This is a genomic window from Corallococcus carmarthensis (assembly GCF_003611695.1).
GTDB lineage: Bacteria > Myxococcota > Myxococcia > Myxococcales > Myxococcaceae > Corallococcus > Corallococcus carmarthensis.
Genome location: NZ_RAWE01000084.1, coordinates 1 through 13,217, shown reverse-complemented (window position 1 = coordinate 13,217; position 13,217 = coordinate 1). Strand labels below are relative to the sequence as shown.

Here is a 13,217-nt window from a genome sequence, read left to right as displayed (position 1 = left end):
CGCCGATTGCCCGGAGGTGTGCCTCAGGGAATGGAGCGCAGTTGCTGCTGGAGGTCGCGCAGCGGCTGTTGATCCGAGCGCATGCGCCCACGCAGGGGAACATCCAGGTCCACCAGGGTGAACATCACGGCGGTGAGAATCACCACGAAGATGACCCAGGGGAGCCCCCCTCGCTTGCGCGTATCCGGCCGGAAGCCCAGGAGCATCGCCGAGCCGAGCATTCCGACGAGCAGCAGGGCGAAGATGGTGTTCGGGATGATGTTGCGGGATGCCTCCAGGCGCTCAGCGGAGACGTCCAGCAGGTCATTGAGGGCCTGGGTGGTGAGGGTCAGGACCGCGGTCGGGGTCTGGGGCTGCACCGCTTCCAGCAGCGACCAGAACTGCGTCTGGAGCGCATCCGATTCCCGGAGCCACTGCGCGAGGATCTCCGGATCCCCCGCGGACTGGTACCCATCGAGCCGGACCTCGATATAGCGGCGCAACCGGGTCCTCAGCTCACCGCGCGTGGGTTCGGGGAGGAAGCCCGTGCGCAGGTAGAACGTGCCAATGGCGTTCGCCTCCTTCACGACGAGGTCGCGGCGCAGGGTGTACCGGTCCGAGGCCATGGAGAAGGAGAAGGCGAGCAGCAGCGCCACCAGGCCGAGCACCGAAGCCTGGAGCGCCGACACGTCGTCGAGCCCCGGTTGGCGGTGGCTGAGCCGGTAGCCGAACTCCAGGCTCAGGAAGAGCAGGGCCAGCACCCCCAGGGCGAGCGCCCACGTGGGCATCATTTCGACGATTCGCATCGCGCGCAGGGAGGCCTCCGCTCCACGGAATTGGAAGCGAGGAACGGTGGGCCCGGCCCCCCCTGGCAGCAACGCTGCCTTCCGGTCCAGGGCCGGCGGTGATGGTGAACGTTCCAGGAGCGGGCGCGCGGGGGATTGCGTCTAAGCTGCGCGGCCTGTGAACCGCCCGTCCGAACAGAGCCCCCCGAGCGGCTTCCGTGCCCGCCTGCACACCGTCATCTTCGAGGCCGATACGCCCGCGGGGAAGGCGTTCGACGTGGCCCTCCTGTGGGCCATCGTGTTCAGCGTGGTCGCGGTGATGCTGGAGAGCGTCGCGCAGGTGCGCACGGGCTACGGCCACTGGCTGCACACCGCCGAGTGGGTCTTCACCGTGCTCTTCGCGGCGGAGTACGTGCTGCGGCTCGTCGCGGTGCGGCAGCCGCTGCACTACGCGCGCAGCTTCTTCGGCATCGTGGACCTGATGGCGCTGTTGCCGTCATTCCTGAGCGTGCTGTTCCCCGGGGCGCAGACGCTGCTGGTCATCCGCGTGCTGCGCCTGCTGCGCGTCTTCCGCATCCTCAAGCTGGGGCACCTGCTGGGTCAGGCGGAGGTGCTGCTCACGGCGCTGCGCGCGAGCCGTCCGAAGATCATCGTCTTCCTGGGCACGGTGCTGAGCATCGACGTCATCATGGGCGCGATCATGTACCTGGTGGAGGGCGAGGCGCACGGCTTCGACAGCATCCCCCGCTCCATGTACTGGGCCATCGTGACGATGACGACGGTGGGCTTCGGGGACATCACGCCCAAGACGGTGCTGGGGCAGTTCCTCGCGTCCATCCTGATGGTGATGGGCTACGGCATCATCGCGGTGCCCACGGGCATCGTGTCGGTGGAGCTCGCTGCCGCCGCGCGTCAGCCTTTGGACACACAGGCGTGCCCGGGCTGTGGCGCACAGGGTCATGACCTGGATGCGCGCTTTTGCAAACGCTGCGGCGCGGCATTGGACTGGGCCCCCTCGCGGCCCACCGGGTGAATCTGTCTAGGATGGCCGCGCATGGCCCGCGCCATCGACACGCCCGAGCTGGACGAGGAGCTGCTGGTCCACCAGTTCCCCGGCATCGACCGCAAAGCGGTGGGCGCGTTCTACACGCCCGCGCCCATCGTGGAGCGCACGCTCGCGCTCGCGCTGGCGCATCTGGGTGACGGGCCGCTCACCGTGGTGGACCCGGCCTGTGGGGCGGGAGCCTTCCTCGCCGCCGCCGCGCGGCACCGTCCGGACGCGAGGCTGTGCGGACTGGAGCTGGATGCCGGGGTCGCGGGCCTCTGCCAGGCCCGCGTGCCGGGCGCGGACGTGCGCGTGGGGGACGCGCTCCGGGGCGGACTGGAGCCGCTGCTCGCGGGGACGCCGGAGGGGCACGCGGAGTTATGGGTGGGCAACCCGCCCTACAACGGCACGTCGGCGGTGCTGAAGGACGCGGCCTGCTACGCGCGGCTGCGCGCCCTGGTGCCCCTGGCCATGCCGCCGGGCACGAGCCTCCGCGACGACTTCGCCTTCTTCCTCCTCGTCGCCATGAAGCGGCTGACGGCGCGGCCAGGAGTGCTGGCCTTCATCACGCCCGCGAGCCTGCTGGAGTCGTTCATCTACGCGCCGCTGCGCCACGCGCTGCTGGAAGCACTCCACCTGCGCGAGGTGGTGGACCTGGGCCCGGGCATCTTCACGGGCACGCAGGTGCGCACGTGCATCACGGTGTGGACATCGCGGTCCGGAGCGGACGCCTCCGCGCCCCGCTACGAGCGCAAGGGCGTGGGCCAGTGCTTCACGCCCGAGCCCCCCGAGTGGCGGCTCGCCCCCATCGCGCAGGAGGCCGCCGCGCTGGACGCGGACTGGCGAGCACGGGGCGAGCTGCTCACCACGCTCATCCCGGTGAGCCTGCCCGGGGTGAAGACGCGCTTCGATGAGCTGCTGGTGGACACGGACCGGGAGCGGCTGCTCGCGCGCCTCCAGGACTTCTGTGTGGCGACACAGGACACGCTGGAGGACTTCGCGCGGGAGCACGGTCTGGAGCCCACGCTGCTGCCCAAGTTGCGCGCGCTGAAGCAGGGGCCGGCGTTGGAGGTGGACGCAAGCCACGTGCGCCCGTTCTTCCGCTACGGCGGCGCGAGGCACCGGGGCGCGCTGCCTCCGGAGGCGAAGGCGTTCTGCTACCTGGACCGGCGGTTGATTCCGCGGGGAGACCACCGGCTGCGCGGCCCGTATGACCCGCACCAGGACGCGGTGAAGCTCCTGTTCAACGTGCGGGAGCTGCCCCTGTCCGCGGCGCTGGTGGAGGAGCCCGGCTGCGTGCACGACCACCGCCACGCGCGGTTCGCGCCGCTGTACGTGCCCCAGCGGATCCGGGACGAGGGTCTGGGCATCACCCGGGGCGCCACGTCCCGAGACTCCCTGGGTCCGCTGGTGCCGAACCTGTCGCCCCGGGGAAGCGCGTGGGCAGAAGGCCTGGGCGGGCCGGAGGCGGCGTTCCGCGCGGTGATGCGCTTCCTGAACGGGACCCCGGTGCAGCGGGTCTGGGCGCCCGCGTTCGGAGCGTCCCGGGTGGTGCCGGTGCCGCTGGACGGGCTGCTGCCGGAGTGATGACTCCCTGTCACCGGGGGCGCGCGGAGGTGGACATTCTCCTGCGAAGGACGCGGCGGGTGGGTAGTGTCCCGGCCGCTGAGTCACCCACTCCAGGAGTCGCTGAAACCATGACGATTCGTCCCCTGATTGTCGCCGCCGCCCTCCTCTCCACGCCCGCCCTGGCCCAGGACGCCGGGACGCCGGCCCCCGCGGACGCGGGGACGAAGCCCGCGCCCAAGAAGGGCGAGACGGTGAAGGCGACGCTGAAGGACGCGCAGGGCAAGGACGTGGGCGAGGTGACGCTGGAGCAGGCGCCCAAGGGCGTGCTGGTGAAGGGCACGCTGATGAACCTGCCCGCGGGCGAGCACGCCTTCCACATCCACGAGACGGGCAAGTGCGAGGCGCCGGACTTCAAGACGGCGGGCGGCCACTTCAACCCGACGAAGAAGCAGCACGGCGCGCTGTCGCCCAAGGGCCAGCACGCGGGTGACCTGCCGAACCTCTACGTCCCGCAGGACGGCAAGGTGCAGTTCGATGTCTTCCTCGCGGACCTCAAGGTGAAGTCGCTGCTCGACAAGGACGGCTCCGCCGTCATGGTGCACGCCAAGCTGGACGACTACCACACCGACCCCACCGGCGACGCCGGTGGCCGCATCGCCTGCGGCGTGGTGGAGAAGTCGGAGTAGTCCCTCGCGTCACCGCCGATGCCTGTTCATCAGGCATCGGCCCGTCGCATCAGGGCCTGGCTCGAAGCCCGGCCTGAATGGCGCCCAGTCCATCGTCGAAGCGCGTGATCAGCTTGCAGTGCAACTGCCTCAGCGCCAGCTTGACGCTGGACACATCGAAGTCGTTCGAGTTCCGGTTCAGGAAAAGCGATGGAGGACGCGCCAGCCCTGCATCCCCTTCCAGTCGTGCCATGACGGACGCGAGCACCACCGCATCTGGGAACTGAAGCCGGATGTCGTCCGCCTCAAGGCTCGCGGCTCGAGCGATGACCTCCGCATCGACAGGGAACACCTCCGCGCATTGAAGAACCCGCGCTCGGATGGATTCCAGGCGATGCTCCGCGTCGAGGGTGTCCTTCACGAGAGAGGCCATCACCTCTTTCCACGCATGCTGCTGTGGCTCGGAAAACCCTTCGCTCCGCCTGCGCTTTTCCAGTTCCTTCAACAGTCGGCCCTGAAGGGCCTCGGCGTCTGGGATTTCGCGCCGGAGCTTCTCGGCGGGCTCGATGAAGCAGAAGGCAGGAATGCAAAGCTGGAGGGCCTTCGCTTCAGCGAGCTGGAGCAGTTGTTCACACGCCAGTGCTTGCTCCTGCCTGAAGGCCAGCTCCAGGATGAAGTTCGTCTCTACGAAGACCCTCAAGCGTGTGCACCTCGCACCACCTCCCCATGGGCCATGGCCCGTGGCAGTCCTGTCCGCATCAGAGGAGTACGGTTGCCCTCCCTGCCGTCCGCGGCGGTCAGCTCATTGAGCCACCAAGACACCAGCATGCTGAAGGCAAGGGGCCGGATGTCCTTGGGTCCAGTCCCGACGCGCTCGTAGTAGGGCCCCAGGAGGTGCGTGGCATCGAGCACCCAGGTGGGCATACCTCGCCCTTTCACCTTGGATGGCGCCCAGACATAGAGCTTGTCGGGTGTGATCAGCAGGAAGAACTCGCCTCGCGGCCGGAGGTCGACGGCCTCCAGATTGCTCCAGTAACCCGCCGCCCATTCGCGGGTCGTGCCCAGGCGAGCTTTGACGTCAGCCTGGACCTTCGCCTGCCCGGACCGGTCATAGACCGTGAAGTCGAAGTTCGACGGAGGCTGCGAATGCGGCCCGGAATGCGATTCCATCATGCCTCCATCATAAGCAGCGGTCTGTCATCCCACCGGGCCGCTTCCGGCTACACGTACCCGAACCGCCGCCGTGCGAACCACTCCGCGCCCAGCAGCGCGATGAGCGCCACCAGGTAGTACCAGCGGTCCCACAGCGGCTGGTCCTTCGCGCGCCCCACCTCCACCACCGGTGGATCCAACAGCGGCACGTCCGGCATGCCGTCATGCGGCAGCTTGTACGCCTTGCCCTCGGTGATGCTGGCGATCTGCTCCATCAACTCCGGCCGCACCGACGCGTCCGACAGCTCCGGGCCCACCGCGCGCACCGCCACCGCGTCCTCGCCCTTGCCCAGGTCCGTCTCGCCCTTCTTCGCGGACGCGAGCAGCTTGTACGGCCCCGGCGCTGGCGGCGCGAACTCCAGCCGCACCACGCCGTCCGCCCCCGTCGTGCCCGTCTGCACCGCCACCGGCTTCTGCGTCGCCACGGAGAACAGCTCCACCCGCACCTGCGCGCCCTCCGCCGGCTGGTAGTCCGCCATCCGCGCCTGCACCACCACGCCCACCGGACGCCCCGGCTCCACCGACGGCGGATCCGCCGTCACCTTCAGCGTCGTCAGGTCCGGGTCCCGCACCAGCCACCGCAGCGCATTGCCCCAGAAGCGGTCATACGCCCGGCTCGGTGAACCGTCCCGGTGCGCCGTGAACGCCCACGACCACGTCGCGTCCGTCGCCACCACCATCGCCCGGCCCCGCCCGTAGTCCCACACCGACACGAGCGGCGCGTTCTTCCCGTCCACCGTCATGAACGGGTGGTCCATCAACACCGTCGCCCCCGGCCGCGCCCGCGTCAGGTTCGCGCCCGGAATGGGCGGAAGCTCGCCCCACGCGCCCTCCGTGCTCGCCGCGCCCGTCCCAATGGACGTCACCGGATGCCGCAAGCCCTCCGGCGTGAGGCGCGGCTTGAACGGATCCGTGTTCGCGGGGCCCGCTGCCTCCACCGGCAGCGCCTCCATCAGCGTGGGCATGGCCGCGCGCCCTTCACCCAGCACGCTGTCGCCGCCAATCATCACGAACGCGCCACCCTCGTGGATGTAGCGCTCCAGGTTGCGCTCGTACTCCGCGATGGACAGCGACGGGTCCGAGTAACCGAAGTTCTGGAAGATGACGACATCGAACGTGTGCAGCTTCGTGTCGAAGATCTCCTCCATGGGGAACGGGATGAGCGACAGCTCGCGCTCGTTGGACACGCCCGGGTCGTCCGACAGCGTGCGCAGGATGTAGAACGACACCAGGTCCACGTTCGCGTCCTGCTTGAGCAGCCCGCGCAGGAAGCGCTCGTCCCACGACGGCCGCCCCACCACCAGCAGCACGCGCACGCGATCGCGGATGACCTTCAGCGTGAACGACCGGCTGTTGTTGTCGCTCACCGCTTCATCCGGGAACGTGGGCACCGTCACCGTGTAGACGAACCGCCCCGTCTGGTCCGGCGTGAAGGTGAAGGACACCGGCTTCACGTCGTCGCCGGTGGTCATCTTCACCAGCTTGCTCGCCACCGTCTTGCCCTCCTGGCTCAAGACGACCGGGATGTCCTGCCCGGAGAAGCCACGCCCGTGGATCTCCACCTCCACCGTCAGCGAGTTGCGCACGAAGGCGAAGTCATCCACCTTCAGCCCCTCCACCGACAAATCCTTCAGCGCCTCCTGGCCCACCAGGAACGTGGACACCGGCACGCCCAGGTCCGTGAGCGCGGCCCGCGCCCGGCCCACCGCTCCGGCCTTCAGCTCCGTGTTGTCCGCGCCGTCGCTGAACAGCAGCACGCCGGACAGCTTGCGCGACCCCTGCCCTCCGGACGCCGCGGACCGCAGCGCCGCGAGCAGGTCCGTGGTGCCCGCCCGCGCGGGCTCCTGGGCCAGCTGCGCGGCCGTCACCGGCGCCAGCTCCGGATCCACCCCGTACACCTCCACCGTGAAGCGGTCCTGCCAGGACGCGAACGTGGGCGCCGCCTTCTCCAGGAACGCCGCCACCTGCGCGCTGCGCGTGGGCCCGCCCGGCTCCGACGGGAAGTTCATGGACGCCGAGCGGTCCACCAGCACCGCCACCCGGTTCTTCATCCGCGCCACCTGCAGGTGACGGATGCCAGGCTCCAGGAGGAAGAAGAACGCCGCCACGCCCGCGCCCAGGCGCAGGCCCCACAGGAGCAGCTTGCGGCCCCGGGACGGCTCGCGGCGCACGCCCCACGCCGCCAGCGCGATGCCCAGCACCAGCCCCACGCCCAGGAGCACCAGCGCCCAGACGGGCAGCGGCGACAGGCTGACGAGCTTCCACGCGTTGAAGGACGGGGAGTTCATTCGAGGGTGCGCGAAAGGCCGTCAGCGCCGCTTGTTGAGGATGAGGGGCAGGTGCACCGCGTCGTCCTTGTAGTCCAGGCAGAGCGCGTACATGCACAGGTTGATGCCCAGGCGGATGGCCAGCTCGCGCTGCGGCTCGCCGCCGGGGGACACGTCGAACTCGTAGTCTCCGGACTCGCTGCGGCTCCACGCGCCCGCCACGTCGTTCTGCGAATAGATGACCGCCGCGCGCTTGCCCACGCTCGCCACCAGCGGCAGCGGCTTGTGCAGCAGGCGCCCCGGCGCCGCGTCCAGCAGGAAGAAGGACTTGAAGACGACGTGCGTCGACGGCGCCTCCTTCAGCGGGCTCTGCGGCAGCACGCGCGCCATCTCCCGGCGGAAGCTGGCGTCGAAGCCGTCCCCGTCGCTGCCGTCGTTGGCGTCCCCGAACACGAAGCCGCCGTACGTGAGGTAGCGGCGCAGGTTGGACACCTCCGCGTCGGACAGCGGCGGGAAGGCCCCGTCCCCCCCGAAGTAGAGGAAGGGGTACTCGAAGAGGTCCGGGCTGTTCAGCGCGAACGGGCGCGCGTCCGGCACCACCTCCACGGACGTGCGCCGCTGCAGCTCCCACGCGAGCCGGCGCAGGCCCGACAGCCGGACGTCCCAGCGGCCCCCGTGCCGGGCCACGGCGGGGATGAAGCGGCCCTTCTCACCGAACGCGGACGCACGCCGGGACAGCAGCGGGACGAGCGCGGACGTGGCGAGGAGCAGGTTTCGACGGGAGAGGGGCCGCACGGGCATGGGGACCTGCTTATACCGTCGGCGGGTGCCTGCATTCCCTGGTATAGACGCGCGCCATGGCGAAAGGCGGACAGACGCCCCCGAAGGCCTCCGGCGACACCTCCGGCGGCCCCGGCTCGGACGCGGTTCGCGCCGCCTGGGCCCGCAAGGACGCCGGTGACGTGGCCGGTGCCCGGAAGGACGCCCAAATCATCCTCGCGGGCAGCCCATCCCCGGAAGACCGCGAACGGGCGGAAGACCTGCTGCGCGCCACCGCCACGCCCCGCGCCCTCTACGGATACGCGCTCCTGGGCGCCGTCATCCTGGCGGTGCTGCTGGGGCTCGCCCTGACCCGCTATTCCTGACGGCCACAGCCGCTAGGATGGTGCGCCATGGAAGGCTTCCTCCAGGCGCTCAAGTCGTACCAGACCTTCAACCCCTCCGGCTGGGTGGGCATCTACCGGCTGCTGCCCATGTGGGTCGGCGTGGTGGTGGCACTCGTGGGGCTGGTGCTGCTGCTCGCGGGCGGCGGCAAGCTGTTCCGCGCCGTGGCGGGCCCGGTGGGCGCGGTGCTGGGCCTGGTGTGGACGGGCGCCGTCACCCAGCGGCTGAACCTGGAACCGCTGGATCCACGCCTGCCCACCCTGGTGGCCGCGGGGCTGATGGCGCTGGGCTTCCTCTTCCCGCCCGCCGTCACCTTCGTGGGCGTGGGCGTGCCGCTGGGGCTGCTGGCGGGCCAGATCGCAGGCCCCAGCGACTTCCTGCTCGGCTTCGGGCCGGGCTTCATCGTGGGCGGCCTGGTGGGCGCCATCCTCCACCGGCAGGTGAGCGGCATCGTCGCGTCGGTGGTGGGCGCGTGGCTGCTGGTGATTGGCGCGCTCGCGGCGCTGCACCAGTTCGGGGGCGTGGTGGAGGCGGTGGCCAGCCGCCCGTGGGGCGTCATCATCGCCGCGCTGCTCTTCGCCCTGGCAGGCACCGTCTACCAGCTCGCCGTGCGCCCCTCGCCCGAGGAGTCGGATCAACAGAAGTCGGAGAAGCAGCGGCAGAAGCAACGCCTGGCGGAGCAGCAGGCGCTCGAGAAGCGATGGGGGGTCAAGTAACCCCTGTCCCGGCAATCCTTTACGCCGGGGGGGCCGGAGCGTAGATTCCGCCGGCTTTCCCCCTCCCCTTCCTCGAGCATCGATGGGCCAGGCCAGCCGCAAGGACAAGGACACGCAGAAGCAGGCAGGGTCGCCCCCGGCGGCCACCGTCCCGTCTTCCCCGGAGGCCTCCCAGCCCGCCGTGCCCCATGAAGGGTGGCGCAAGCCCGCCGGCATGGGCCGCAAGGGCTGGGCCATCCTCGCCGGCGCTGTCGCCTTCATCCAGCTCCCGCTCATCCACTACGCGCTCTTCCGCGGCCAGGCGGACGTCACCGCGACGGTCCCCTACCAGCAGTCCTTCAACGACCCGGCCGTCGTCGCCCGCGACTTCTTCTCCACCGGCGCCTACTGGCGCGCGACGAACGGGGAGCTGTTGGGCCCCGCGCCCAAGAACAACCCGCTGTGGCTCCAGGCCGCGCTGCCGGACGACGTGGCGGTGGAGTTCGACGTGCGCCCCGAGTACCCCGAGGGCGACATCCGCGTGGAGCTGTTCGGCAACGGCCGCGACCCGGCCTCCGGCTACGTGCTGGTGCAGGGCGGGTGGAACAACAGCCTGTCCGTCATCGCCCGGCGCGACATCAACGCCCCCGCGCTGGACGCGCTCCAGCGCAAGGCCGCCCGCATCGCGGAGAAGGGCGGCGGCCAGGGCGCGGACCTGGTGGCCACCGGCGTCTTCAAGCAGGACACGGCGATGCGCGTGGAGTCCCGCGTGGGCGCCCCCATCCAGTCCGGCCGCACGTACCACTGGCGCATCGAGCGGCGCGGCAACGTGCTCAAGTGGGCCATCGACGGACAGCTCGTGGCGGAGCTGGACGACCCGTTCCCCTTCAAGGGCAAGGGGCATGACCGGCTGGGCCTGTCCGGCTGGGAATCGCAGCTGTTCTTCGACAACCTGCGCATCGGCACGCCGGACTCCATGCCGGCCACCATCGTGGCGAAGCAGGAGCCCACCCTGCCCGCGGGCCCCTCCGCGGACGACTTCAACCGCGACACGCTGGGTGACGCGTGGAACGTCACCCACCCCGCCGCCGTGAAGCTGGAGGACGGGGCGCTCGTGGTGCAGAACGTGGGCAACCGCCCGGTGTGGCTGAAGAAGCCCCTCCCGGAGAACGCCACCATCGAATTCGACGCCTGGGGTGACAGCCCGGACGGCGACATGAAGGTGGAGGCGTGGGGCGACGGCCGCTCCTTCTACGCGGGCGACCCGCGCCTGCAGTACACCGCCACCGGCTACGTCTTCATCTTCGGCGGCTGGCGCAACACCCAGTCCATCATCGCCCGCCAGCACGAGCACACCAACGACCGCGCCGTGCGCGACGGCGCCGCGGTGGTCCCCGGCCAGCACTACCACTTCAAGATCACCCGGCGGGATGGACTCCTGTCGTGGGAAGTGGACGGCAAGCCCTTCCTGACCCTCCAGGACGCGTCCCCGCTCTACGGCCCCCGCAACCAGTACTTCGGGTTCTCCGGCTGGCAGACGCGCGTCCACTTCGACAACCTCAAGATCCAGCCGCTTTAGCCTTCCCCCGGGCGGCGGAGGAAACACCCGTGCGCAGAGTCGGAATCTTCGGCTGGGGCGTGGTCGCCCCGCGTTCCCCCAACATCGAGGCCTTCGCGAAGAACCTCGAGTCGTCCGAAACCTGGCTGACCCCCTTCAACGGCTTCGGTCCGGACAACTTCCTCGTCGGCACGCCCACGTTCAACCTGGCGGACTACAAGCCGTGGATCGACGAGCGCTTCCCCGCCAACCGCTTCTCCCAGTTGGAGCGGAAGATGGGGCAGCCCACGCAGTACGCCATTGGCGCCTTCATCCAGTCGCTGTCGCAGAACCCGGGCATCGAGAAGGAACTCCAGTCGCTGGGCACCAAGGCCCACGTGTACGTGGGCACCGGCCTGGGGGATTTGCCCACCATCCAGAACATCTCCCTGGACCTCTACCGCGCCCAGCGCCGGTGGGACCGCTTCTGGGCGTCCCCCGAGCGCAACGGCGCCGTGCGCCAGTGGCGTGAGACGCGCGAGCCCCTGCCCGGACTGCCCCCGGAGCCCTCCACCATCGAGGAGGTGGAGCGCGACAAGGCGGAGGATGACTGGTGGCACTTCTGGGCCGGCCGCTCGCCGGAGCTGCGCGAGTACCTGGAGGAGCTGCGCGAGATTGAAGCCATTGGCGTGCCCGACGAGGGCGACGTGGAGTCCGCCAAGCTGGCCGTCATCAAGGAGAAGCGCACGCGCAACGCGCGCCTCCAGAAGAAGTGGAGCGCGCCCGAGCCGCCATGGAACGCCGTGTCCTCCAACGTGCTGTGGAACATCCACAACACGCCCGCGTCCCAGGTGTCCATGCTGGGTCAAATCACCGGCATGACGTTCGCGCCGGTGGCCGCGTGCTCATCCTTCGGCTACGGGCTGAAGCTGGCCATGAACTCCATCCGCCTGGGTGAGGCGAAGGCGGTCGTGCTGGGCATGACGGACGCGGCGCCCAACCCGCTGGTGGTGGGCGGCTTCTACAATGCGCGCGTCATCTCCGCGGACGCGGCCGTGTCCAAGCCCCTCACCGCGCTGCGCGGCACGCACATCGCCGGGGGCGCGGTGGTGTGGGTGGTGGGCGACTACGAGCACTTCACCCAGAAGGGCTTCAAGGCGCTGGGCCTGGAGCCCGTCGCGGTGGGCGTCACCGCGGACGCGGACCACATCATCACCCCGTCCAAGGAAGGCCCCACCCTGGCCATCCGCGAGGCGCTGGGCGCCGCCGGCTGTCAGCCGCAGGACGTGGGCAGCTGGGACCTGCACGCCACCGCCACCCCGGGCGACTTCCTGGAGGTGCAGAACCTGCGCGACGTGCTGCCGGAGTCCGTGCTGATTACCGCGCGCAAGGGCACCTTCGGCCACGGCATGTCCGCGGGCGGCGGCTGGGAGCTCACGGCGCAGTACCTGGGCGCGGAGGCGGGCAAGGTGTACCCCACGCCGCTGGCCGCGCCGGAGCTCAACAAGCAGATCGCCAAGGTGCACGGCCGCTTCGTCTTCAACAAGGAAGAGGCGGCGCCCGAGGGGTGCTCGGGCAAGCTGTCCATGGGCGTGGGCGGCATCAACGCCTGCATCATCTCCCGGCCCTGGAAGTAGCCGGGAGGCGCAAGCGTCCGCGAGGGCCCTACGGGTACTTCGCGGACGCCTCGGCCTCCAGGGCCGTGGCTCCCTTCGGGTTGAGCTTGCGGAAGAACTCCAGCTCCAGGTCCAGGTCGCGGTAGCTGGCCTTCTGCTCCGGGGCCAGGCCGCTGGCGCTGCGGCCCACGCCGTTGGGGTCCGCCAGGCCGCCGGTGGCCGGGCTGCCGGTGCCCTTGTCGGTGGCGTAGCTGACGCCCACGGCCTGCTGCACGCGGTCGGTGCGCAGCGCGCGCAGCACGACGCGGCCATCCGCCATGGTGAGCCCTTCGATGAGGTATCGCGTGGAGGACGTGGGCCCCAGCGTGCCGCCGCCGGAGTCCAGCCACTCCGTCTCCAGCACGTACTGGTTGGGCAGCTCGCGCCACGAATAGCCGCGCGCGTCCATGATGCTCTTCACCTCCGGCCACATCTGCGCGAGCGGCTGCTCGTAGGCGGCGGTGGCCGCGCGGTCACGGACGTAGTTGTCGCGCTGGTGGCCGGCGCAGCCGGTGAAGAGGACGGCGGAAACGGTCAGGGCCCACAACGGGGCCGCACGAAACAGCTGGCGCATGGGGACAACCTCCCGGACGGGAAGCAGTGGGGTGAAGGCCGCCTGAGCATAGCGCGGCCCTCCCCTGCCC

The 13,217-nt window shown here is 70.2% G+C and carries 13 protein-coding genes; 7 read left to right on the top strand and 6 right to left on the bottom strand.

Annotated features, from left to right (window positions below):
- Nucleotides 1-23: 23 nt before the first annotated feature.
- Complete coding sequence (locus D7X32_RS22135; protein WP_147450216.1) at nt 24-785, bottom strand: bestrophin-like domain; 762 nt, start codon at nt 783-785, stop codon at nt 24-26.
- A gap of 157 nt (nt 786-942) precedes the next feature.
- Here D7X32_RS22135 and D7X32_RS22130 point away from each other — a divergent pair, with 157 nt between their 5' ends.
- From D7X32_RS22130 to D7X32_RS22120, 3 genes are all read left to right on the top strand, one after another.
- Nucleotides 943-1,797, top strand: a complete 855-nt coding sequence (locus D7X32_RS22130) for an ion transporter (RefSeq protein ID WP_120604559.1) — start codon at nt 943-945, stop codon at nt 1,795-1,797.
- 21 nt (nt 1,798-1,818) lie between these two features.
- Entirely contained in the window at nt 1,819-3,396 is a 1,578-nt protein-coding gene (locus D7X32_RS22125) for an N-6 DNA methylase (RefSeq protein WP_120604558.1), read from the top strand.
- Nucleotides 3,397-3,506: 110 nt separating this feature from the next.
- The gene (locus tag D7X32_RS22120; RefSeq protein ID WP_120604557.1) at nt 3,507-4,064 is read left to right on the top strand and encodes a superoxide dismutase family protein; all 558 of its coding nucleotides are present in this window, start codon (nt 3,507-3,509) and stop codon (nt 4,062-4,064) included.
- Between the two features lie 49 nt (nt 4,065-4,113).
- Here D7X32_RS22120 and D7X32_RS22115 read toward each other — a convergent pair whose 3' ends face one another.
- From D7X32_RS22115 to D7X32_RS22100, 4 genes are read right to left on the bottom strand one after another with little or no spacing between them, the layout of a single operon-like run.
- A complete protein-coding gene (locus tag D7X32_RS22115) occupies nt 4,114-4,743 on the bottom strand; it encodes a PIN domain-containing protein (protein WP_120604556.1) in 630 nt (209 codons plus the stop codon).
- The gene (locus D7X32_RS22110) at nt 4,740-5,216 is read right to left on the bottom strand and encodes a hypothetical protein (protein WP_120604555.1); all 477 of its coding nucleotides are present in this window, start codon (nt 5,214-5,216) and stop codon (nt 4,740-4,742) included. The genes D7X32_RS22115 and D7X32_RS22110 overlap by 4 nt, the downstream gene beginning before the upstream one ends.
- Before the next feature lie 47 nt (nt 5,217-5,263).
- Nucleotides 5,264-7,543 carry a glutamine amidotransferase gene (locus D7X32_RS22105; protein WP_120604554.1) on the bottom strand — a complete coding sequence of 760 codons (2,280 nt, stop codon included), beginning with the start codon at nt 7,541-7,543 and terminating at the stop codon, nt 5,264-5,266.
- Between the two features lie 21 nt (nt 7,544-7,564).
- Nucleotides 7,565-8,323, bottom strand: a complete 759-nt coding sequence (locus D7X32_RS22100; protein WP_120604553.1) for a DUF4159 domain-containing protein — start codon at nt 8,321-8,323, stop codon at nt 7,565-7,567.
- 56 nt (nt 8,324-8,379) lie between these two features.
- On the opposite strand from D7X32_RS22100, the gene D7X32_RS22095 reads away from it, so the two are divergent.
- The 4 genes from D7X32_RS22095 (at nt 8,380) to D7X32_RS22080 (ending at nt 12,555) form a co-directional block, all read left to right on the top strand.
- The gene (locus D7X32_RS22095; protein ID WP_120604552.1) at nt 8,380-8,667 is read left to right on the top strand and encodes a molecular chaperone DnaJ; all 288 of its coding nucleotides are present in this window, start codon (nt 8,380-8,382) and stop codon (nt 8,665-8,667) included.
- A 27-nt stretch (nt 8,668-8,694) separates the two neighbouring features.
- The gene (locus D7X32_RS22090; protein ID WP_120604551.1) at nt 8,695-9,402 is read left to right on the top strand and encodes a hypothetical protein; all 708 of its coding nucleotides are present in this window, start codon (nt 8,695-8,697) and stop codon (nt 9,400-9,402) included.
- An 82-nt stretch (nt 9,403-9,484) separates the two neighbouring features.
- Nucleotides 9,485-10,960, top strand: a complete 1,476-nt coding sequence (locus D7X32_RS22085) for a DUF6250 domain-containing protein (RefSeq protein WP_120604550.1) — start codon at nt 9,485-9,487, stop codon at nt 10,958-10,960.
- Between the two features lie 29 nt (nt 10,961-10,989).
- Complete coding sequence (locus D7X32_RS22080) at nt 10,990-12,555, top strand: beta-ketoacyl synthase N-terminal-like domain-containing protein (protein WP_120604549.1); 1,566 nt, start codon at nt 10,990-10,992, stop codon at nt 12,553-12,555.
- 28 nt (nt 12,556-12,583) lie between these two features.
- Here the strand turns inward: D7X32_RS22080 and D7X32_RS22075 are convergent, their stop codons facing one another.
- Entirely contained in the window at nt 12,584-13,147 is a 564-nt protein-coding gene (locus D7X32_RS22075) for a hypothetical protein (protein WP_120604548.1), read from the bottom strand.
- Nucleotides 13,148-13,217: the final 70 nt, after the last annotated feature.

What these genes read in the sequence shown, in the direction of transcription:
- D7X32_RS22120 (WP_120604557.1), top strand. Translation starts at nt 3,507, where the DNA reads ATGACGATTCGTCCCCTGATTGTCGCCGCCGCCCTCCTCTCCACGCCC.
- D7X32_RS22100 (WP_120604553.1), bottom strand. Translation starts at nt 8,323, where the DNA reads ATGCCCGTGCGGCCCCTCTCCCGTCGAAACCTGCTCCTCGCCACGTCC.
- D7X32_RS22135 (WP_147450216.1), bottom strand. Translation starts at nt 785, where the DNA reads ATGCGAATCGTCGAAATGATGCCCACGTGGGCGCTCGCCCTGGGGGTG.
- D7X32_RS22085 (WP_120604550.1), top strand. Translation starts at nt 9,485, where the DNA reads ATGGGCCAGGCCAGCCGCAAGGACAAGGACACGCAGAAGCAGGCAGGG.
- D7X32_RS22125 (WP_120604558.1), top strand. Translation starts at nt 1,819, where the DNA reads ATGGCCCGCGCCATCGACACGCCCGAGCTGGACGAGGAGCTGCTGGTC.
- D7X32_RS22095 (WP_120604552.1), top strand. Translation starts at nt 8,380, where the DNA reads ATGGCGAAAGGCGGACAGACGCCCCCGAAGGCCTCCGGCGACACCTCC.
- D7X32_RS22090 (WP_120604551.1), top strand. Translation starts at nt 8,695, where the DNA reads ATGGAAGGCTTCCTCCAGGCGCTCAAGTCGTACCAGACCTTCAACCCC.
- D7X32_RS22105 (WP_120604554.1), bottom strand. Translation starts at nt 7,543, where the DNA reads ATGAACTCCCCGTCCTTCAACGCGTGGAAGCTCGTCAGCCTGTCGCCG.
- D7X32_RS22075 (WP_120604548.1), bottom strand. Translation starts at nt 13,147, where the DNA reads ATGCGCCAGCTGTTTCGTGCGGCCCCGTTGTGGGCCCTGACCGTTTCC.
- D7X32_RS22110 (WP_120604555.1), bottom strand. Translation starts at nt 5,216, where the DNA reads ATGATGGAATCGCATTCCGGGCCGCATTCGCAGCCTCCGTCGAACTTC.